This is a genomic window from Flavobacterium sp. LC2016-13, from assembly GCF_009707955.1.
Lineage (GTDB): Bacteria > Bacteroidota > Bacteroidia > Flavobacteriales > Flavobacteriaceae > Flavobacterium.
The window spans coordinates 120873-144293 of record NZ_WMDQ01000011.1 but is presented as its reverse complement, the minus strand read 5'-3'; the positions used below and the strand labels follow the sequence as shown (position 1 = coordinate 144293).

The window sequence follows — 23421 nt, the reverse complement described above, 5'->3', positions numbered from 1 at the left end:
AACCAAAAACAAATGAAAAACAAAAAACTATTTACCTATTCTACTTCGGTAACAAAAGAGAATATTAAAGATGTAATGCAGCAGGCAATTGCACTGGAGCTTGCTACTATTCCAACGTATTTATCGACCTATTATTCCATAAACAGAGCGCAGGATCAGGATAAACTGTATGCTAAACTTCATGCACAGCTTTCGCAATCTGGTGTGCGTACTGCTGCAGAAATTGATGAATTAGCGCAAGACCTGAAACTGGATATATTGGTTTATTCGAACAAATCGGCTGCTCTAATTATGAGTGTTGTTATTGAAGAAATGTTACACCTGGCACTTGCATGTAATGTGAAACAAGCAGTTTGTCAATCGGCACCGGATTTAATGGGAATTGGAAAAGTATTAACATTTCCAACAGAATTAGACGGACATATTCCTGAATTTCAAATTGATGCGGCAAAATTGTCATTGAAGCAATTGACTACATTTTTACAAATTGAAAGTCCTGAGCCGTTTAAAGATCCTTATGCAAATGCACAATTGCTTGATACGGTTGAATATCAAACTATTGGACTTTTATATGAAATGATTATTAAATGTATAAACGAGGATTTTCCGGGACCTTATAAGCATCATAGACCGCAATTGCTTCCTCCGGCTCACCCGGATCGCCCTAGACCGTATTATTCTCAAAATTCAATGAATACGGTACATTATGACAGAGATCACAATCCTCAATTTGCGAATACAGATGATAGTGAAGGACTTGTTGGTGTACACGACGCTCACTCGGCAATTGAAGCTATACAGCGCATCATTGAACAGGGAGAAGGAAAAAGTAAATCCAAGCAGCACATCTTAATTTGGGGCGAGAATAAAATGCCCGAACCAATGGATATTGTCGATGGCAAAGTAGTTTTTTGGGAAGGTGATTATGATGATTCTGGAAAAGAACCCGCTCATTTTGCCAAATTTCTCGAAGCCTATACACTTGGAGGACATTATCAGGAAAAGTTCCGTAATATTCAGGGCTTAGATGATTTCTTCAGCTATTTTGTATATGATACTGATGCTAATCCCAAAACGGCCGATTACACAGCTTCGGGGAATCAAGCATTGGCATTATGTTCAGAATTAGGTAATGCAGTTTTTGCCTATATTCTTTTAATGATTGAAGCTTGTTACTATAAAGACGAAAGTACACAATATGATTTATTCATTTTTGGTATTCATAAATCAATGATCTGGCTTTTGAGCGGTGTTGGTAATCAAATCAATCAATATACGTATACCAAAGGCAATCAAGCTTATAAAGGCGCTTTAACATTCGAACCTTTTTCGTTTGAGCAAAGTTTCTTAAGACCAAAAGCACAAATCATGAGTTTGGTGGATCAATTGGCAAAAGCCGACCCTAAAAATTGGGGCTGGGCAATTAAAAGCGAAAACTATTTCCCGTCTTTACCAGACGTAGGATTGGATTACAGCATTGAAGCCGATATACCAAAAGTACCAAGTACACCTTACAAACACCATCATTAATATAAAAATATACAACATGTCAGAATTAGTAACTAGAGAACTTCATGTATGCATGGGGCTTAATTCATGCAAAAATGCGGGATATTCAGGAGATAATGATTGTGCAGGCCAAGGCGATTGTTCAACAGCAGTTGGTCATCCTTGCCACACGTTAAACGCTTGTAAAGGGCAGGGAGGCTGCGGTATCTTTGGAACTACAGAAGAACTTTGTCATCCTGGCGAAAATGATTGTCGTTATCAAGGCAGCTGTGGTGTGCCTATTTTGTCTTCCCGTTTTATGGCACAAGGTCCTAATAAAGGACTTAGTGTTTGGCAATTAGCTAGAATACGTTTTGAAGAGAAAAGAAAAAAAAATAAAGAAACCTTTGGTAAGGCTCCACAGAAATACGGACCAAGCGATGATTATGTAAACTCAATTCGCGGAACCTCAGGAGTAGATTATTCTTCTTGCGGACAAAGTGGTTCAAGATCTTGTTCGTACATCAACGATCCTGCTGAAAGAAAAATTGCAGCAGCGGAAAGGGTTTTGAAAATGGAAGAAGAAAGCGCTAAAAAATTACCGGAGAGTCTTTCAAATTGTGAATCAAAAAATAATGGACGCTAGACTTGGATTACCCAATTTGGGATTGGGATTAGGACTCAGAAGTCAGCATTTTGAACATATTCTGGAAAAGAACCCAGCCGTAGATTGGTTTGAGGTAATTTCTGAGAATTTCATGGATTCACATGGACGTCCAAGATATATTTTACAACAAATAGCAGAAAAATATCCCGTGGTAATGCACGGGGTATCGCTTTCTATAGGCAGTACTGATCCCTTAAATTTTGATTATCTAAAGAGTTTAAAACAACTGGCAGCTGAGGTAAAGCCAGCCTGGATTAGCGATCATTTGTGCTGGACAGGAGTTTTAACAACCAATTCGCACGATTTATTGCCGCTTCCGTTAAACGAAGATTCATTAAAACATGTTTGTAACCGAATCAGACAAGTTCAGGATTATTTAGAACGACCGCTGATTGTAGAAAATCCAAGTACCTACGCAGCCTTCAATAATTCGACACTTCCGGAATGGGAATTTTTACGAATCATGAGCGAAGAAACTGGCTGTGGATTACTCTTGGATGTAAACAACGTTTATGTATCTTCTTTTAATAATGATTTTGATCCTGTAGAATATATCAACGGAATTCCACACGATAAAATAGTTCAAATGCATTTGGCGGGTCATCAAAATTGTGGCAATTATATTATTGACACACACGATAGAGAAGTAAACAGTCAGGTTTGGAAATTATTTCAACAAGCTTATCAATTGGCAGATCAAGCATCAATTTTATTAGAGTGGGACGGTAATATTCCGGATTTTGATGTCTACCATTCTGAATTGCTTAAATCAAAACAATATATGGATGCAGCATTTGTAGGGGTTGAAAAAGAAGTTTTTTCTATTGATAAAGAACAGGTTTCAAACCCATTGAATCTATTTGCCGTGAACAAATTTTAATAGACTCCAAAGATGCAGAAAACGGTAAAAATACCATTAAAAGACTTTCAGCAATGGATGCAGCAGCTTTTGCTCGATCCTTATCAGCAAACCGGAGTAAACCCTAATGATTTGCTTTCGAATGCAGAGAATGCAGCTTCAATTGAAGACGTAATTTGTCATTCAGAAAAACTTATGGCTCAGGAACATTTAGCTATTTACCAGCGAAGTTATATTGCACGATTACGAAATTGTATGTCGCAGCAGTTTAGTGCATTGGAATATGCTTTAGGAGAAGAGATTTTTTGTGCTTTCGCTGATGACTATCTTGCTTCAAACCCATCAAATAATTACAATTTATCTTTTTTGGGAGCCCATTTTGCAGAATATCTGGAAAACAACAGACCCGATGCCAATGAAGATATCAAAGAAGACTGGATTGATTTTATGATTGAACTGGCCCGTTTTGAATATGCGATTGGTGTTCTTTTTGAAGAGAAAGCAGAAGAAAATTACCAGGTGGCAGCAATCGATACATCCGAAGATCAACTAAAGTTGATACCTGTATTTGCTTTATTTAAGTTTCAGTTTCCAGTCCGAAAGTACTATTATGAATTCAAAAATGGGAAAAATCCCGCTCTGCCTTTTGGAAAAGAAAGTTATTGTGTGGTGTTAAGGCACAAATTTAAACTGTCCATTTACGATCTGCACGAAGAGCAGTATGATTTTCTGTGTTTTTTAAAAGAGAATAAGAATATGATTGAGACAAAAGAATGGTTTAATATTCATTATAAAAAGAATACAGTCCAGTTCGAACAGGTATGGAGCAATTGGAAAAAACGCTGGCTGGATTCTCATTTTTTTAGAGTGTAACGAGATTTTATGAGCTAAATCATAAAATGGACAGAAAATAAAAAAGCAGTATTCTGAAGAATGCTGCTTTTCTGTATTAATTAGCGGGAAAGAGACTCAAACCCTCCTGATAAAAAACTAAAAAACAACGTATCTAAAAGTTTCGAACCTAAACTCGCCAGACCTTGATTTTGTTGGATTTCTATTTTTAAAAAACTTCAGTGCCACGATTCTGCCACAAAACTTTAAAGTGGAGAAGTCGCTAAAAACCGCTTTAAAATTGTGTAGGAAAAAGTTATAAAAACCGCTTTTAATAAAAAAAGCGACGCAGAATACCTTCCACGTCGTTCCATTCATTTCTATTTAATTGATTAGATACCTTCCACCATCAAACGAGTGTCTGGTAAATTTTTCAATGGCTGTATTTTAACTTCTGGACTTGCCATTCTCGAAATTGCATTTAATGCAGCTGCAATAGCGCCTTCTTGCCAACCAGGAAGGGAGGAAATTTGATCACCAACAATAAAAAAGTTAGCATTGCTCGCATTTTTTGTTTTCGGATCTATAATTCCAGATCCTTGTGTAATAGCGTTGAATTGTTTCGTTGAGTAGTTCGCATCTCCAACGGCCTGCCAATATGCCCAGCCCCCCTTGATATTTGGCATATTTTGCCAAGCTATGGCAACTCCTTCTTCCAAGCCTTGGGCAAATTTCTTACCGAATTTACCGGCATCATTTCGTGCTTTGGTAAGTCGCTCATCAACGGGTAATTTTCCCCAATCATGTGCTACTTTATCAAAATTATAAGCGCCTGTGAGCACGCCTTTTTCGTCTTGATACGCCGTAGATGGATACCAAATTTGTTGAATTTCATTGTCTGTCCAAGAGATTCCTCCAAAAATAGGTACAACTCCCACTTCGGATTTTTCAACTGCCATTGTCTTGGGACTTATTGGGCTTCCCTGCCATAAAGATCGATTTGCTTGCCAACCCACTTTGGAGGTACAGGCTAAAAAACGCGGAACGTATCCGTCTTCTCGTGGTTTATAACCTGGAGCTTGTGCGGGTTCAAATTGTGCCACAAAAACGGCTTTTAATGCATCTTTAAATTTAGGTTCAAGTCCCGATTTTAGGAGATCAGAATCTAGAATGTTTTTCAAAAAAGGCATCGCAAGGTTGCAAACACAATAATCAGCTTCGTAATAGATCGGTTCTTCTGTTCCAACTTGTCCAACCGAAATGATGTACTTCTCTTTAGTTGAGTCCCATTTTATTTTTTTTACAGGACTATTCAAAAGAATGTTTCCTCCCAAAGCTGCCACTTGTTGAGCAAAAGCATGTTGCACTTGATCCATTCCTCCAACGGGTTGAAATAAAGTAGGCTGCCAAAGAAAATCTGTAGGTTGATAGAATTTCGTGCCTTCCCAAAATTTTGATTCGAGCAATTTATCAAAACTCAAAACATCGGCTACAATTCCAGCCGCAACACCAGGTAATACTTCATATCCAGCACGTGTTTTTCCATCCTCGAGGCCAGGTGATCCAGCCGTTGCGCTATAGATCCCATCTACATCAAGCTCGCCGAAACTGATCATCAAATCTTGTAATTCTTCAACGCGTGTTTTAAGATTACTTTCACTAATTCCCACTTTTGAATTGCGAAGTAATTCTTCCGCATTTTTGTATACCATGTGCGCCAGCCAACCTCTTGTATTATGATCCAAACGACGGTAAACCATAGGCCTACCTCCAAAACTTTCGTTCTTTTGAACCAAATTAGATTCAGAGTTCATTACATATATTTCAACGTCGACCGAAAAACGTTTTAAGTAAGAAAGAAGTCGTTTGTGACTGCTTGGAATACGACCAGGACCTGCATTAAGGTAAGGTTCTGAGTCTCCCACTGGGCGTTTAAATCGAACAACTTGTGGTTTTCCAGGTTTCGAATCGAACAAATCACTGTTTGCATCTTCGATGAGTGTATCCCCTGTGCGTAAGCTCATGCAGCGTCCTCCCGTTTTATGAGATGCTTCCAGAATGGTTACTTTTGCACCAGACTCTTGAGCGAGTAGTTCATACGCAGTGGTAAGTCCCCCAACACCAGACCCGATGATTATAACCTCCTTTCCTTCTAGTTGATTTGGACTAAGTTTAATCGCTTGACTGGTAATCTTGTCTTGCATTTTTGTTGCTTCAGCCAATGCGGCGAATGCAAATGATCTTGGATTGTTTTTTAAAAATTCCTGACGACTTTTGTACTGTCCCATTTTGTATAAATTTTATGTTAAAAAATAAAAAATTTTGATTTCTATGGTATTCGTATTTTCTTTTGGTTAACCTCGAAAACGCTTTCTAGCTCTAGATTTTATTTTCTGAAATGAAATTAATGATTGAAAATAAAAAAAATGAAAAAGATGTCGTTAATGAAGGTTTTTCTGTCGTGAATGGATGTTTTTTTGTTGTGAATAAATTGATTTATTCCAATAAAATAAATTACTTAAAATTATTGTATGAATGCGGCTTTATAAAGAAGATTAAAATATATAAAAGTAAAGCCTACAATTATTTTGTCAGCCTCTTATGGTTCTGTCATATCTAAAGCTAAGTTTTATCTTTGCCTTTTTTAAATTTTTAAACTGATGAATACGAAAGGTCATTGCTATCCGAAGTCTATTATACAGCAGGCAGTATATTTTAAGCTTAGGTTTACATTAAGCTATCAGGATCTTGAAAATATCATGAAAATGCCTGGAGTTCATGTTGATCATGCTACTATTCAACGCTGGGTTTATAAGTTTACACCTATCATTGAGTCAGAGATGAAGAAGAAAAAGGGTAAAGTAGGTACAAGTTGGAGATTGGATGAAACCTATATCAAAGTAAAAGGTATTTGGTGTTATTTATATCGAGCAGTAAATCTGCAAGCCAGTGAATGTTATTGTAGATGTAAAATATCCCAGTACCCACAGCAACGACATAACCGCTTCGCAATACTATAGTGATTCTGGAAAACGTTATTCATCTTGGAATGATTGAGGTAAAGATTCTATTATTTAATATCTATAATTTCAAATAATAAATCATATTTATCGCCTAATTTTTTCTTTAATCGCTGTTTGCTTTTTTTGATAGCATCAATCGTAACACCCAATAAATTTGACATTTCGTAGTTATTAAAATCTAATTTTTGGAGCATTATTATTTTTAGATTAGATTCTTTTAATTCTGGAAAATTATCAATTATAGTGTTATAAAAATCGCCATGCTGTTTTATGAATTCTCTTTTAAAAGCACCCCAATTTTCTTCTGTCATTAAATGAGAACTCAACATTTCCTGAAGTTTTCCTTTTTCATCTTCTAAATATATAGAATTAGAGTTTTTAATTTCTTCAAGTTCATTTTCTAAAATTGATATCTTTTTGTTTTTATTTTTAAGGTATTCCGCATAGGTATTGATATCAGAATTAGCATCCTTAAGCATCTTCTCAAAAAGTAATCGGTCATTTTCAAGTTTTATTTTTTTTGCTTTTAATTTTTTATTCAAAGAATTGTACGTAATAAAACTTAATATAATAGTTAAGAGTAAAATGACAATATAAATGTTTTTCATTCTTTCTCCTTGTACTAATTGTAATCGAATTTTTTTAGTATCATTCTCATATTTCTTTTTCTGAATAAGCCAATAAGATCTTTGTAGTACAGTATTACCGTTTGTCTTCAATAAATATTCCTCAATTCGTTTAAGCTGACGTCTTAATAGTAACTCTTTTTCAGCATTTTTACCGTTTAAAACAAGAAGTTTTAATTCAATTACCTCTTTTAATGAACTTCTGTAATACGATTTTGAACTTGCAATTTTTCCGGCTCTTGCTAAAATTTTTTCAACTTGAGTTGTTGCATTTAGTTTTAAAAGAATTCTGGCCAATAAGATAGAAGCATACATCTCATTTTTATCAATTTTAAACTTTTGAGAATAGGAAATATCTTGTTTTAAAAAATGTGCAGCATCTTTTAGGTTGCCTTTTTTTTCATAAACGAGTGCTTTATCGCCTAAGATTTTTGCATACCTGATGCTGTCACCTATTTTTAATGCAACGGCTTGAGATTGATTAAAATAGCGCATTGCACTTGCTAAATCTTTATTTCTAAGATAACAATTACCAATTGCATTTAAAACACCTGCAGATTCTGAAGAGGGTTTTTCCATGTATTGCATTGATTTTTTATAAAAGCTAATAGCAGAATTATCTTCTACAGTAGACATGATCCAGCCAAAGAATTTAAAAGTTTGTTCAGGTAAAATCATTTCTGAGGGATTAACCTGATTACTTTCTTCCATTGTTTTAAGTACAATCGGAATGAGTTTATCGATCTGACAATAATAATATAAGTATTGTGAATAATTTACTTGTGTCCAAATAATGAGCGCGGGATCATTTAGTTTTTTGGCTTCTTCTATTGATTTTAAAAAATAATGCTCGCTTCTGTTATTTATTCTGTCAAAGAAAACAGAAAAACCATTTGCCAGCAATGCATGATATAAAATATTAGACTTTTTATTGGATGATTTATTTAAATAAGACAGACGTTTTTTTGATATTACAGTATCTTTTTTAAAATTATTTTCCTTGAGAATTATAGATTCAATATTCTTAATTAAATCTGTAGAAGGAGAAGATAGTTCCTGGGCGTGTAATTTTGTAAAAAAAACAAAGATGGATAACACAAAAAATAGTGTGGCTTTTTTTGTACAGGAAATCATTTTGGAAAAAGGGGCTGGTTATTGTGACAAAACTATGAAAATAAATGCTTTACTAAAAAATAAATAAGCAGAAATCTTCATTATTCTGAAACACTATGCTGATTTTTTTCATCTTTAAATTCAGAAGGGAAAGTTTGTTTCTACTCTTTAAAAAAAAGCAAATTTATTACTACGATTATGATATTTTAAGAAAGATATTTCCGATGAATCGAATTTCATTTGAAGAAATAGATTTTATTGAAGAAATAACAAGAATTGCTGCTGATCATTTGAATATAAAGCCTGCAATTTTTGCTTAAATGCAGTTTTTGTAAAAATGAAAGAAGTGCTGTTTTGTGAAGTGTTTGTAAATTAGTTTTTTGTGAATTTGAAGTTGCTGATTTGTCCTCGTTTTGTCTCTCCTGATTATTTAATTAATTATTTTTTTTAAAATAAATTCGGCGTTTATTATAAAATCCAAAAAGGATCTTTAATCACTCGAAATTATTAATTTTTTAAATGATATCTATGAAATCAAAATTACTTTTAATGTTGTGTTTTTTTTGTGCAACAATATCAAATTACGCTCAAAGTTCAGCCACTCAGTCAGGAATTGCAGTGCAGGGTATTGCCAGAGATGCTAACAACACTGCTATCATAAATCAGACGATCAATCTTACCTTTACGCTGTATTATCTGGATGCGTCAAGTATTGAACAACCGATTTATAAAATAACCAAAAACTTAACGACTGATGCATTTGGAGTGTTTTCTGATGTGATTGATCCAACATCGGTTAATAACAATTTATTCGCTAATAATATCGCTTATCTTAGAATTGAGAAAGGTTCAGATGTTATTTCTGATGAAAAACTGAGACATGTACCTTATGCGATTTCTGCTAATAACGGTGTTCCAACAGGTTCTATTATGCCTTTTATTGGTACAGTTGCTCCAGAAGGATGGGCACTTTGTAACGGTGGTGCTTTGCCTGCAACAGCTAAGGCTTTAATCGCTTTGGTGGGAAATAATGCACCTAATTTGCAAGGTATGTTTTTAAGAGGTACGGGAACCAGCCCTGTAAATGGTCAGGCGGGACCGGCTTTAAAAGGAACACAAGATGATAGTTTTGAAAGTCATAACCATAGTGCATCGGTAAATGATCCGGGGCATACACATGGATATGGGGATATATTTTATTCTGAAGGCGGTAAGGGCGGTACTGTTAACGTAACTAGTGGTATAGGGATAAATGGTAATACAGATAATGATAATATGGGGCTTGAAATTAGAAGAACAACTGATGGTTCAGGAACAGGTATCTCTGTAAGCACAGGAAATACAGGAGGTAATGAAACCAGACCTGTTAACTACGGTGTAAACTATATCATTAAATTGTAAAGCTGTAATTATGAAAAAAATAATTGCAGTTCTCGGAATATTTTTTCTGGGAGCGGGACTGTATGCTCAAAATACCACTGGAGCAAAAGTAGTACCCGTTTCGCAGGCTATTCAAAAAAACGGTTTCAGCATACAGGTTGGTCTTCCTTTTTTAGGACAAAATAAAACAGGACCAAGACGTACAAATCCTGCTGATATTCGTTTTCCATGGAATACTTTATATTTATATAACACATTTGCTGAAGAATCTTTTGGTGTTTCAAAAGGTTTTTATGGTGATAAGGTTTTAATTACATGGGACTTAAGAGCCAATGAAAACCTGGTAAAAAGTATAAAGATATATAGAAGGATTTATACAGAGGCAGGAAATCTTCCCTACAGTTTAGTAGTGGGACTTTCTGCTACAGAAACTACTTATGAAGATAAATATGTAGAAGGTGGAGTTTTGTATGAGTATAAAGTAGAAGCTCAAGGTGTTAGTGCAACGCCAGGACTATATAGTACTTATATTACAGGTATCGGATACAGAAATCCTACGGCTGTTGTAACCGGAAATATTAGTTACAAAGGCGGAAATCCTGTTAAAGATGTTGTAGTTACAGCAACTCCAAGCGGTGGTGATACTGCAAAAGGAAGTGCTTTGAGTATTCCTGCTTCGGGTTTTATAGACATACAGAGTTTAAGTACAGCTATTTCTAATTCAGCCACTTTTCAGGCATGGGTAAAACCAAAAGGAGCTTATACAAGTGATTCAGAAGCTGCTATTCGATTGTTTAATATCTCTAGTTCTAAAAGTGCAGATAATATTGATGTTACAGTAAAATTAAATCCGGTTGCAAACTCCATAGATGTTGCTATTGGAAGTAATAAATATACCTTAACAAATTATTTTCCTTCTGGTAATTTAAACTCAAGAGGAAATGATTTGCTTGTGCCTGTTTCAGATTTTAATAAATCTTTTGTGCATTTTACAGTCGTAATCAATGATAATCAAACTCCTTTATTATACGTTAACGGAAGACAGATTACGCAAGCTTACAAAACAGAAGCAGACAGTAAATTAAAAGGCGTTGATGCATCTTATACCGCTCCTTATTTTAATGTAACAATCCCTACCGGTACAATAAAACTTTCTGGTGTGACTTGGGATAATGCTAAAGTTGGAGGAGGAAGATCTAGTTATATCGATGAAATAAGAATTTGGAAAGCGGCATTAGAATCGTCAGTAGTAAGAACTGATTATTCGAGATTTATAAGCGGAAACGATTCCAGAATGGTAACGTATTTGAGAGCGAATGAAAAAGCAGGAAGATATGCTTATGATTTGTCTCGCAGCGGCTTTAATTATAACCAAAACCATGGTAAACTTTGGGATGCCAATACAGTAGAAGCCAATAAAGTTTTATGGGCTGCAGATGCAGATAATTATCCAACAACATCTCAATTGGGTGTTTTGGGGGTAACAGACAGTAAAGGAAATTACCAAATTAGCGCGATACAATATTCTGGTTCAGGAGAATCTTATAATATTACTCCGATGTATGGCCAGCATAAATTTGAACCGAACCAACAGTTGGTTTATTTAGGACAAGGTTCTGAAGTAGTAAACAAAATTGATTTTGTAGATCAGTCTTCGTTTAGTTTTAAAGGTATTGCAATATTTGATACGCGTGGTGTTTTTCCATCTTACGTGGATGTAGATACTAAAAAAACAGAGAATAAAAATGATTCGTGGATTGACGGAGGTGCAAATATTCTGGATGAAGGATATAATTACTATGAAATCAATGGTGAAAAATATTCTAAAGGAAAATATTGGAAAAATGATGCCGGAACTCCTGCAGATAAATCGGATGACTATTTAGATCGTTATGCTGAAATAAACACAGTAGGTGCAAACGTATACATTGATGGAAATATCGTACTTGATGCCAATAATATTCCGGTGGTTACAGATGATAAAGGGTATTTTGATATAAGTATTCCTATTGGAAAACATTACATCACCATAAAAAAAGACGGTCACCAATTTGCTTATAATGGACGTTTTCCAGCATCTACAAGCGAATTTAAAGAGTTTTTTGAAGACTCTAATGATCCTGTTTATTTTGTAGATAATACCAGAGTTACTGTTGTAGGTAAAGTCGTGGGAGGATCTGTAGAAGCTGCCAAAAGCATTGGTTTTGGAGGCGCAGGTCTGGTAACAAAAACTATTGTTGATGCCGGAATTACAAAAAATCTTGAAGTAAGTGCTAAAAATAATGTTGGTAAAGCAGATTTCACATTAGGATATGCACCACTTGGCGCCAATGTTACCAATTACACGAAGTTTCCTTTTACGACTAATATAGCTTCGGGAGAATACAGAGTGGCACTTATACCTTTAAAATATAATCTGGAAGCAAATGATTTGGTTATTAAAAGCAACCCAACCATTTCGTTATTAAAAGCCGGAACCACTGAAACATTTGATTTTTCAGAGATTCCAGTTGTAAAAACGCCGGAATTTAAATACAAAGAAAATAACGTAGATAAATCGTTAACAGGAACACCGTACCATTACGAGAAAAGTTTCACGTACAGGTCAACTCCGGTATTGCAGGTAACAGAACAAACTTCTGATAAGACTATTAATGTTCGAGGACAATCAGTATCAACAGAAAATTTTGCAAAACCAATTTATACGCAGTTTATACCGTATAAAATTGTCATGAGTCGTTTTGAACGTTATTCCAATAAAGATTCAGGAACAGCTGTAGAAGTAAAAGTGCCGGTAACAGATGGTGAATTAGTAACAACAAATAATCTGGCTTTATCGGGTTCAGAGACAGTTACGGCAAATGAAAGTACCTTAACGTATGAATTTAAGGGAGGAATTCCATCAATTACACCGCCATTTGAGATCAAAAGTACCTTGAATTATCGATTAAACGAAGTGGATTATCCGGTTGAGAATTTTAAAGATACCGGAATTATTTTAGGAGGAAAAGCAGATGGAAGCCAGACTTTTGTAACAGCAGCACCAGATATTCCTGCGATTATTTTAAGAGATCCGCCAGGTTCGAATAGTTCTGCCACACTTGAAGCAGGCGAAAGTGTTTCGTTTACATCCGAAGCCTCTTTTGCTCATCAGGAAGGAGTATCGGAAGAACTTACTATTGCAGGTGGAATGTACTTTGAGCTTCAGGGAGGTTTAGTTCCTACGCCAAAAGTATCAATAGAGCAGGAAAATTCAGCAGTTACAGGTGTTGGTATTTCCAAAACTTCTCAGGATGGTAAAAGTGTAACAAGCACTTATACTTTTAGTAAAGCAATTTCAACCAGTGATGCCTCAGATTATGTAGGTTCAGATGGAGATTTATACATAGGAAACTCAAAAAATATATTTTATGGTTCGTATGATAACATCGAAACATCCAATACAATACCTAATAAATATGTAAATGGTGTTGCAACGCCATTAAGTCCTGCAGAATATGTAAACTTAGGTACTGCAAACGCTCCGATATATGTGAGTAAACAAAAAGCACTTAGTTTTGTTGATAAGCCTACCGAAACGTTTTTCATGTATTCGCAAAAACATATTTTAACCAGTTTAATTCCGGAATATGAATTGTTTATTACAAACAATTTAAACGGACCAGATCCTAATTCTGCAGCAAACGTACAGAAGAGAGCAGAATATGAAGAGAAGATAAGACTGTGGCGAAAAGTGATTCTGGATAATGAAAAAATTAAATATACCGCTAAAAATGATCGTGCGGCCTATAAAACAGGTTTGGCAAACGTTATAACAAACTTTACTAAAGGAGTTAAAGAAGCTTATGACGACATTAGCTTTGCCGCATCCAAAGAAAAATTGTCGAATCAGCTTAATCAGTCTAACCTGATTAAAGGTATGCTTGACTCTGAATTCGAGAAAAATATTTCTTTTGATTCAGGCTTGGGATCATATTCCCGTGGTATAGAAACAACCGTAGTATCGGCAGCGTCTACTTCATATAATGTAGTTATTGATCAGTCGGTAGCAGCGATACTTGGTACTTCAGTAAATAAAGTTGGTCTGGAATTTAATACAAAAGCATTTTTTCAACAAGATTTTACTTCATCATTATCTACAGAAAAAACAACGACTACCAAAATAAGCTATACCTTTAAAGATAATGATAAGGCAAACTTTTTAAGTGTAGATGTAGTAAATTCTTTTGATGGTAATGGTCCTGTTTTTATTACGCAGGGCGGAAGAACTTCATGTCCTTATGAAGATGCAGAATTAACTCATTTCTATAATAAAGCAACTTATAGCGATACAGCCACTGCCATTAATGAACTGGCTGATGACAAGCGTGAGAGATTAAGTTTTGCTACTCAAAAAGTAGAAGTTCCTGTACTTACAGTAACAAACAACAATGTTAGTAATGTAGTAGAAACTAAAAAAGCTGAATTTGAATTAAAATTAGAAAACAACAGTGCTTCAGGTTCTGATGCTGACTTTTTATTAGTTGTAGACAATACCACTAATCCAAATAATGCCTTAATTAATATTGAACCAAATGGTACTATTGTTAATGTGCCTTATGGAAAACAAGTTATTTATAAACTGACTTTAGGCAAATCTATTACAGATATTTATGACTATAAGGATATAAAAATCAGACTACAGTCATTATGTGACGGCGCAGATGTAAGCTCAGAAGTACTTATTTCAGCAAGCTTCGTTCCGTCATGTTCAAGCGTAACAGTAAGTGCACCGCTAACAAATTGGGTATACAATAGAGAAAAGGCTTATAATACAGATGGATCAACAAAACCATTAGCAATAAATCTAACGGGTTACAACACTAAGTTTAAGAGCTTCAAAAAAATTGATCTGGAATATAGATTAGCGACAAGCCCAAATTGGGTTCGTCTGCATACTTATTACGGAACTCCTGAGTTTTATGCTGAAGCAGTAAAAAATAACGAAACCGAAATTACATCTATTGGTGCAGCGGTGAGTTTAACGTACAATTTTGATATTGCAGCTTTAAAGCTTTCTAATGGAAATTATCAAATTAGAGCCAGAAGTACTTGTACTAATGATACAGAATTTATATCTGACGTTATTACAGGACTTGTAGATTTAAGTGCGCCTCAGTTATTTGGTACACCATTGCCAACAAACGGTATTTTAAGCGCCGGAGAAGATTTAAAAATAAACTTTAACGAAAATATTTTTTATAATCCGGCAGTAAGTACAATCGAAATAAAAGGACAAACAAATCAATTAAAAATTGATCATAACGTAAGTCTGCATTTTGAAGGAGCCAACAATACGGCAGTAATCAATAGTCCTAAAATTGCTTCAGGAAATTTAAGTCTTGAATTCTGGATGAATAATGCAACTGCGGCAGGAGCTTCAATTATTTCACAACAAGAAGGTTTAAATATCGGATTAAGTAACGGAAATATTTCGTTTACATTAGCAGATGTTACCGTTCAGGGAGGATTGAAAAACGATAACCTGTATCATCATTATGCCTTTACGTATAACAGCACTAACGGTGATTACAGAATTTTTGAAGATGATACCGAAATTGGTTCTAAAACAGGAAAAGCCAATGCACAATTTACCAATAATAATACTTTGGTAGTAGGAGGAAACACATTTGTTGGAAACTTACATGATCTTCGTTTATGGAATAAAGCCCTGAGCAGAGAAGATTCTTACTCAAAAATGTACGCTAAATTAATTGGTAATGAAGCTAATTTAGTTGGCTATTGGCCGATGAATGAAGGAAGAGATGCTTTAGCCAAAGATTTGGTACGATTTAAACATGCAACAGTAAATGCTTCATGGGATATCAAGCCAAAAGGTAATTCATATGAATTTAATAACGGACAATATTTGGTTATGGACAATGTTAATTTTGTTCAGTTAACTAAAGAAATGGACGCGACTATGGAGTTTTGGATTAAAACCGATACTGCGCAGGAAGCTACGTTATTTTCAAATGGAAAAGGTGATGGAACAGATGTAATTCAGAGCAACGGTTTATCTAACAAATGGTCAGTTGATATGAATATTTCAGGTAATCTTCAGCTGAAAAGCGAAGGACGTTCTTATGTTTTAACATCAAAAGGACTTACTGATAATGCATGGCATCATGTAACTTTATTATTCAACAGAGCCGGATCATTGAGAACTTATGTAGATACTAAATTAGTTTCTTCAAATGAAATGGCAGCTATTGGAGGTTTATCAGGAAATAAAATTTGGCTTGGAGCCAGAGGTACACGCGATTTATCAGGTATAGAAACTGTTGATCGTACCTTTAAAGGTAAACTGGATGAATTCCGTTTATGGAATACACTTCGTAACGTAGAACAAATAAACAGAGATAGTTACAATGAGGTTGATGTAGAAAGTATCGGTCTGTTGTTATATACAAGACTAAATGTTCCGGATCCGGTTACAACAAACGGACCAAGATATTATCATGCAGATGCTAATCAAACTGTAGTAGTAAACAACGCTAATTTAAGCAGCGGAACCTTAAATTATTCAAATGATACTCCGGCAATTCAGCCAGAGCGACAACTGACTAAATTTGTAACTACCAATGTTATTAAAGATGGCGAAATGATTATTGCACCGGTTATTACAGATTGGGCATCATTAGAAGGACAAATCTTGGATATAACAGTCCACAGAATGTTTGACAGTGCCAATAACATGCAGGAATCTCCAGTTACCTGGACAGCCTATGTGAATCGTAATGATGTAAGCTGGTTTGCAGAAGGATATAATGAGATTGTAGACCTGACAAAGAATAGCGGAGAAACAAAAACTTTTGAAATTACATTAGTTAATAAAGGAGGAAAACAACAGCCTTTTACCATTAACAATGTACCAAGCTGGTTAAGTTTAAGCAAAACAACAGGTTCTATTGATCCTAATACTAAAACGACCATTAAAGCTGTAGTTGATCAGGATGTTGCCGTTGGTGAATATCTGGAGAATCTGTATTTACAAACAGATTTTGGTTATGATCAAAAATTACAGATCAAATTAAGAGTATTGGCCCCGGAACCGAACTGGAATGTTGATCCGACCCGTTTTGATTACAGCATGAATATCATAGGAAAAATAAAAGTAGATGGCACGCTGTCTGCAGATTCTTACGATAAAATTGCGGCTTTTTATAATGAAGAACCAAGAGGATCTGTAAAGCTGGTATATAATGAAGCTTACAAGGAATATTTTGCCTTTTTGACGGTTTACAGCAATACAAATTCGGGAGAAAACCTGAAATTTAAAATCTGGGATGCTTCTCAGGGAAAAATTTTAGAAGCAAGTATAGAGACTATTCCATCTGTTACTTTTATGGATAACGAAGTACTTGGAACGATGAGTAAACCTTATATTTTTGTAAACTCAGGTTTAGTGGAGCAGGAAATTAAGCTGAATAAAGGCTGGACATGGATTTCTTTAAATACGTATGATCCAAGTTTTTCAGATTTAAATGCATTGACGAAGAATTTAACTTTAGAAACTTCTAACCGTATTTTGAGTCATTCTCCTGCACAGTTAGATACTTATTTTAAAGATAAATCAAATCCGTTAAACAGTGGATGGTCTGGTACAATAAGTGCAAATGGAGGACTTTCTCCTTCTAAAATGTATAAAGTAAACATAACAGAAGAGCAGACACTAAAAATTAAAGGAAAAAGCGTAGATGTTTCTACATGGAGTTTCCCAATTAAGGAAAACTGGAACTGGCTTGCTTATCCTTTAGCGTCTAATCAAAGTACAAACGAAGCTTTGGCTTATTTTGATGCCAATGATGGAGATGTTATTAAATCTCAAAACTTGTTTGCGATATACGATCCTATTATTGGATGGAACGGAACTTTAAAATATTTAGAAGCTGGAAAAGGATACATGATTAAATCAACCAAAGAACAAACTTTTAAATATCCTGATAATTTAGAGAAAAGCAAAACAGGAAAAACGGCTTCAAATACAGAACAGGAAGCAATTGCATCAGAGTTTAAACAATATTCGCAAAACATGAATGCGGTTGTTTTACTTCCAAAAGGATTTGATGAATTGTTTGTTTATGATGCAACAGGTGTTTTAAAAGGCGTTACAAGAAATCAGATAGTTGAAGGAAAAGAACTAAGTTTCATAACCGTTTTTGGAGAAGATGCAGAAGAACTGTCCTTTACTTTGGGAGATGGATTTACGAAAAAAGCAACCTCTAAATCATTCGTCTTTAAAGGAAATGAAGTATTGGGAACAATTGCTAATCCGATTATTTTGGAAGAAGTTTCAAAAAGAGAAAATAGCATTTATCCAAACCCATTTAAAACGACTTTGAACATAGAACTTAATGCAGCTAAAAAGCAAGAAGTAAAAGTTCAGCTTTATTCAATACACGGTCAATTGGTATTTAGCCAAAAGATGGTTATTGAAAGCGGAAACAATGTGATTTCAATTTTGCCAAATATAGCCGAAGGAGTTTACATAGTAGAAGTTGGAGTAGATGGAAAGCTGGTAAAAACGAAAGCTATAAAAAATTAAGAACAAATAATTGAGCTTCTAAAACATCTTTATAAGTTTGTTTTAGGAGTTTATAATCAATTAAAAATGAGAAATTATAAACATATAACATTGCTGCTTTTTATAATAAGCAGTACTGTATTTGGGCAATCACCAGACTGGTCAGTAAATGAAAATAAATTTCAATATACAATGTCATTTGAAGGTTTCCTGAATGCTGATGGAAAAACCCTAACAAGTGCCAATGATAAAGTGGCTGCTTTTGTAAATGGAGAATGTCGCGGAAGTGCCAGTGTTCTTTATGTAGCAACGGAGAAAAAGTATGTTGTTTATTTAACGGTTTTTTCGAATACCGATGGCGAAATAATTAATTTCAAAATCTACGATTCTGCAAATAATACGGTTAAAGAAGTAGCAAAGACAAAAGTATTTGAAAACAATAAACACTTTGGAGATTTATTTCAGTCTTATAGTTTTGCAAGCCCGGCATTGCGAAATGATGCCGAAATTGTAGATTTTAGTTTTAAGGATTTAAAAACTGCTACCAAGATTGTTGACGGTTCACAAATAACACTTTATGTGGCTAAAGGAGCAAATGTTTCTGCATTAAATGCGGTATTCGAATTAAGTGCCGGAGCCGGATTATTTATAGGAACTACGAATAAAATTTCAGGATCAAATACCATAGATTTTAATAATCCTGTTCAATTTCAAGTGCTTTCAGAAGATCAGTCAGTCCTGAAACAATGGACTGTGACGGTTAGATTAGGAAGCGCCATATTTTATAAAAAAGATGCTGTATGTTATGCAGGCGGTGTTGTTAAAGTTTTATACGATGAAAATGATACGCTGGCTACTTTGACAAGAGGCGGCGTTAAAATTACAGCTCAAACCATTCAGAATGGAGAAACTGTTTTTAATAATCTCGAAGCTGGAAAATATAATGTGAGTATAGGCGGAATCAATAAAGAAATAGTAATAAATCAAAAGCAATAACAATGAAAATTAAACAGTACTCGATTTTAATAGCAGTTATGATTGTATTTTTTGGTTGCTCACATTATGAAGACGAGATAGTTATTTCTCCACAAAGCATTTCTTTTGTACATGCTGATGGCTCGAAAATAGCAGAAAACGAATGTATTAGTCCTAATGTGAAATACGGAATAAAGATAGAAACTAATTATGTTGATGTAAATAGACCTTTTAGAGTAGATTATTCTGTAAATGGAGTTGTGTACACAATGACTTTTACGGTCAATACATCTCAAATTAATCCAATTACTTTGACCAATGGTGATAACTCTGCACAAATAATAGGAAGCAACTATAAAGCAGTTATTAAATATGTTGAGCAAGGAGATTTTGAATTGGTTGAATAATTATTTAAAAGTTCTAAATCCTTCAGTAAAAAAACGAATTCTTTACCGTCAGTATCACAAAAAAAAGCCTGAGAAATCTAAATTTCTCAGGCTTTTATTTATTCTAGAGTGGGAACCGGAATCGAACTCTCCTGATAAAAAAACTAAAAAAACAACGTTTAATAGAGTTTCGAGCCTAAACTCGGCGGTACTTAATTTTGCTTGATTTATTGTTATCAAAAACACCATGTGCCACGATTGTGCTACAAAACTTAGATGGGTGAAATATCTTTAAAAACCGCCTTAATTTTTTGTGGTAAAAAAGGTATCCCTTCCATGAATTTTTTGCCACGATTTTGCCATAGAGATTTTGAGCGGTTTTAAAAAATTTGAAAAGCAGTATAAAAGAAAAAAACCTGTGAATCCTAGGATTTGCAGATTTTACTATATTTTTTTACGAATTTTTTAAAGCATAAAAAAAGTCCTAATTTTCATTAGGACTTTTTTGGTGGGGAGAGCAGGATTCGAACTTTATGTGTTGAGATCCCGTCTTTGTTACGTTTTTATAAATGTCTTGAACCTAATGCACCGATTCTGCACCCAAATTCAATTTTGCTATTTCAATATTAAATCATTCACAAAAATTAAAATACTAACGAATTAACAGACAGTAGTATTATTCTTTTTTTTGTATTACAAATATACTATAAATAAGAATGCGTATAAAATATAAAACCATGCAGATATTAAAATCTGCAGTGCTTCCATAAATTTATATCTTTATTGTAAACTTTTTAAAGTCTCTTTTAAGCTCCGAGCGGAGAAAGAGGCTCCGTTTGTGTTATGTCAATCCCAGTGAATACAAGGGCTACAATATATTAATTATAAGAGGGTCACCTATAGGGTCACTTAACTTTCGGCGTATTAAATCACTACAATGTAAAGATAATGAATATCTGTTTAAACGTATAATTTTAGATACTCATTTTATTTTAATATATAATATCTATCTTGACAAGTTTGTTGATTATGTTAACTATAATTTGGATTGAGCGGGATTGCAATAGAATAACTTATTTCTTATTATTGATTTTTATGAAAAACAGGTAGAATTACCTGTTTTTGATGATAATTATTAATTTATATTTGTTTAGTTGTTGATAATTAAATACTTATGTTATGAAATATGCACTGGTCTTAGAATCCGAAATCTCAAGAACTACCTGGAACTGTTACAATATTGCTGATACTGTACAGGGATTAGTATCATTAAATTGTTTCTCATCGGAAGTACTTAAGTTACCAAAATCGCAATATGATGGTGAAGTTGTACAAAGTGGACTTAAGAAGGAGAATTGTTCAACAAGAAATAAATCAATTTTTTGTATTGTCAAGCTTCCCAATTTTCAATTATCTAATAAATTTAATTTACTATAATATGAAAAAAATATTCATTCTCTTTCTTATCACACTGCTGCTTAGTTCTTGTGGTAGTACACCAAAAGTAATGACTTATTATAAAGAATTAGGTAAAGCTGGTGTATCATACAATGATTTAGATTCAGCGAATAAAATAGTTAAGATTAATGCCTTTGTCCTTGATCCAGATACAAAGTCAGATAAAACGATATTTGATTTTTCCGAGGCAGGTCAAAGTGCTATTATAGAAGACTTAGGCAAGAAATCTACTAACGCCAAAGAACTGTTTGGCTCAATGGCACTTTCAGTTAAAGAATCCTCACAAAAAACAAAAGTCTCAGGGAATTTGTCATTTAAAAAGAGAATCGTAATTAATATTAATGTGATAGGAACTCAAAAAGCAGATCGACTTGAAAGAATAAATTTTAAAATTAGTATACCAGATGCCCTGAAAGATAAAATTGAATTTGTGAGTTGGGATAAAATTGCCACCGAGACTGTGACTATCGATCTAGGGAAAATTATAGGAGGTACTTCTACAACAACTTCTTTTTCACCTGAAATAGGGATGAGTGGTACTATTCAAGGCAAACTTGCAGCAGAAGTATCAAATACAAAAACGTTTAGTGAGGAGAAAAGTTTTTCAGAGAAAATGGCGGGATTAAGTGCAGCTTTAATTAATAAAAATGAATTTGAAGTTAATAGATCCTCACTGCCAAATGAGAATATTAGCGGAAATATAATTGTGGAAGTAACTCTAAAAGCAAAAAATGAAAAATCTCTGAGTTATTTTGATTTTGATGGTTTATATAATGGGACAATAGCGATTACCGATCAAAATAAAATTAGGGTAAATGAGATGGAACTCATGAGTCCTGATTTTGGTTATGATAGCAAAAAAGTATCCATAACAAATATACCATTACTATTATCCTATGATTTTCTACTTAGAAAAGTGATTGAAGGACAAAATACAGTACCGGAATATGACGACGTGATTCAACATGTAACTGGTTCTGTAACTGCAACTTCGCCTATAATTTTGTCAGATAGTGATAGCTGGGCTCCTAAACTTTGGTATATTGTTATAGAAGATAAACAATTAGGTATACAAAACATTGATATGGAAAAGCCAGCTACTTTAGCCTTTACGAGTTATGAAAAGGCTCAAGAATTGATAAAATGGATAAAAAAAACAAAGAGTCTAAAAGTTTCAGACTATAAATTTTATTTAGTAACTAACGCATTAAAAACAGACGACATAAAAAAACTTACCATAGGAATATAGTGATAAATATTGTACTTCCTCATTTTCATTTAGCCAAACTTCTTTTGCTATCATGATACCCGATGCATGGACGATTTCATCAATTTGTGATGAAGCATCTTTTATTATTTTAGCTGCAAAAAAAATATTTTCGAAATTAGAAAACGAAATGGTTTTCTCTAATCTCTCTAAATCTTTTAAGGTTTCTTTGACACTTTTATTTTTAAAAGTTTTAACGATATTCATAGCTTCAATAAGATCCATATTATAATCATTTTTGTTCGTAGGTCTAAATCGATTTGCTTTCAGAAATATAGGTAGATTTAATTCTAAAATTGAATGGGTTTAAGTTTAAATTATATTAGAAGATAAATATTGAATGCATTTATTTAATTCTCTACACTGTCATTTTTTTTCTCAAGTTTGTTTTCGTCTTTAAATTCTTTTTCCCTTTTTGTAGAATTCATTTGTTTCAGATATATTTCCCCTATTAATTCGGGTAATTTAATGATTTGAATAACAAAAAATACTCTTTTTACAACAAAACATTAAAATTTATTTTTGAACTTGAAAGGAAACTTAATAGAAATGTAATTGTTACTCTAATTTTGTTTGCAAATACATTAGAGAGTAATAATTATTGTTGCAAAAGATTCTAATCTTTAATAAGTTTTTATAAAAAAATGATCAAAATGAGGAATCCCGTAAAGTTTTAAAATTACAATTAGGTAGATTTGGCACGAATTCACTTATATCTAATACTATGAAAAACCTTTATCTATGTTACGTCTTTTTTATTTTGAAAAAGTTTTCATTTAAAC

At 33.8% G+C, this 23421-nt stretch carries 13 protein-coding genes; 10 read left to right on the top strand and 3 right to left on the bottom strand.

The features are described from left to right. The first annotated feature begins 12 nt into the window (after positions 1-12). Genes GKZ86_RS20135 through GKZ86_RS20120 form a run of 4 tightly spaced genes read left to right on the top strand, consistent with a single transcriptional unit; the run spans position 13 to position 3887 of the window. Complete coding sequence (locus tag GKZ86_RS20135) at positions 13-1530, top strand: ferritin-like domain-containing protein (RefSeq protein WP_154784851.1); 1518 nt, start codon at positions 13-15, stop codon at positions 1528-1530. Between the two features lie 16 nt (positions 1531-1546). Beyond that, positions 1547-2134 (top strand): hypothetical protein, encoded by a 588-nt coding sequence (locus tag GKZ86_RS20130; RefSeq protein WP_154784850.1) that lies wholly within the window; start codon positions 1547-1549, stop codon positions 2132-2134. Next, the gene (locus GKZ86_RS20125) at positions 2124-3035 is read left to right on the top strand and encodes a DUF692 domain-containing protein (protein ID WP_154784849.1); all 912 of its coding nucleotides are present in this window, start codon (positions 2124-2126) and stop codon (positions 3033-3035) included. Before GKZ86_RS20130 ends, GKZ86_RS20125 begins: the two co-directional genes overlap by 11 nt. Positions 3036-3047: 12 nt before the next feature. After that, on the top strand, positions 3048-3887 hold the full coding sequence (locus GKZ86_RS20120; RefSeq protein ID WP_154784848.1) for a DNA-binding domain-containing protein: 840 nt from the start codon (positions 3048-3050) through the stop codon (positions 3885-3887). 350 nt (positions 3888-4237) lie between these two features. Here GKZ86_RS20120 and GKZ86_RS20115 read toward each other — a convergent pair whose 3' ends face one another. Then, entirely contained in the window at positions 4238-6133 is a 1896-nt protein-coding gene (locus tag GKZ86_RS20115; RefSeq protein ID WP_154784847.1) for an FAD-dependent oxidoreductase, read from the bottom strand. Between the two features lie 372 nt (positions 6134-6505). Between GKZ86_RS20115 and GKZ86_RS25630 the strand changes: the two genes are divergently transcribed. Next, the gene (locus GKZ86_RS25630) at positions 6506-6865 is read left to right on the top strand and encodes a DDE-type integrase/transposase/recombinase (protein WP_154784846.1); all 360 of its coding nucleotides are present in this window, start codon (positions 6506-6508) and stop codon (positions 6863-6865) included. 50 nt (positions 6866-6915) lie between these two features. Here GKZ86_RS25630 and GKZ86_RS20105 read toward each other — a convergent pair whose 3' ends face one another. Then, positions 6916-8592 carry a lipopolysaccharide assembly protein LapB gene (locus GKZ86_RS20105; protein WP_154784845.1) on the bottom strand — a complete coding sequence of 559 codons (1677 nt, stop codon included), beginning with the start codon at positions 8590-8592 and terminating at the stop codon, positions 6916-6918. A 543-nt stretch (positions 8593-9135) separates the two neighbouring features. Between GKZ86_RS20105 and GKZ86_RS20100 the strand changes: the two genes are divergently transcribed. From GKZ86_RS20100 to GKZ86_RS20080, 5 genes are all read left to right on the top strand, one after another. After that, positions 9136-10008 carry a tail fiber protein gene (locus tag GKZ86_RS20100; RefSeq protein ID WP_194632609.1) on the top strand — a complete coding sequence of 291 codons (873 nt, stop codon included), beginning with the start codon at positions 9136-9138 and terminating at the stop codon, positions 10006-10008. A gap of 10 nt (positions 10009-10018) precedes the next feature. Continuing rightward, positions 10019-18574 carry a LamG-like jellyroll fold domain-containing protein gene (locus GKZ86_RS20095; protein ID WP_154784843.1) on the top strand — a complete coding sequence of 2852 codons (8556 nt, stop codon included), beginning with the start codon at positions 10019-10021 and terminating at the stop codon, positions 18572-18574. Positions 18575-18640: 66 nt separating this feature from the next. Further along, positions 18641-19549, top strand: coding sequence for a hypothetical protein (locus GKZ86_RS20090; protein WP_154784842.1), 909 nt, complete (start codon positions 18641-18643; stop codon positions 19547-19549). Positions 19550-19551: 2 nt separating this feature from the next. Continuing rightward, complete coding sequence (locus tag GKZ86_RS20085; protein ID WP_154784841.1) at positions 19552-19935, top strand: hypothetical protein; 384 nt, start codon at positions 19552-19554, stop codon at positions 19933-19935. Between the two features lie 1417 nt (positions 19936-21352). Then, positions 21353-22621 (top strand): hypothetical protein, encoded by a 1269-nt coding sequence (locus GKZ86_RS20080; RefSeq protein ID WP_154784840.1) that lies wholly within the window; start codon positions 21353-21355, stop codon positions 22619-22621. Here the strand turns inward: GKZ86_RS20080 and GKZ86_RS20075 are convergent. Continuing rightward, positions 22580-22864, bottom strand: a complete 285-nt coding sequence (locus tag GKZ86_RS20075) for a hypothetical protein (protein WP_154784839.1) — start codon at positions 22862-22864, stop codon at positions 22580-22582. The genes GKZ86_RS20080 and GKZ86_RS20075 overlap by 42 nt on opposite strands. Positions 22865-23421: the final 557 nt, after the last annotated feature.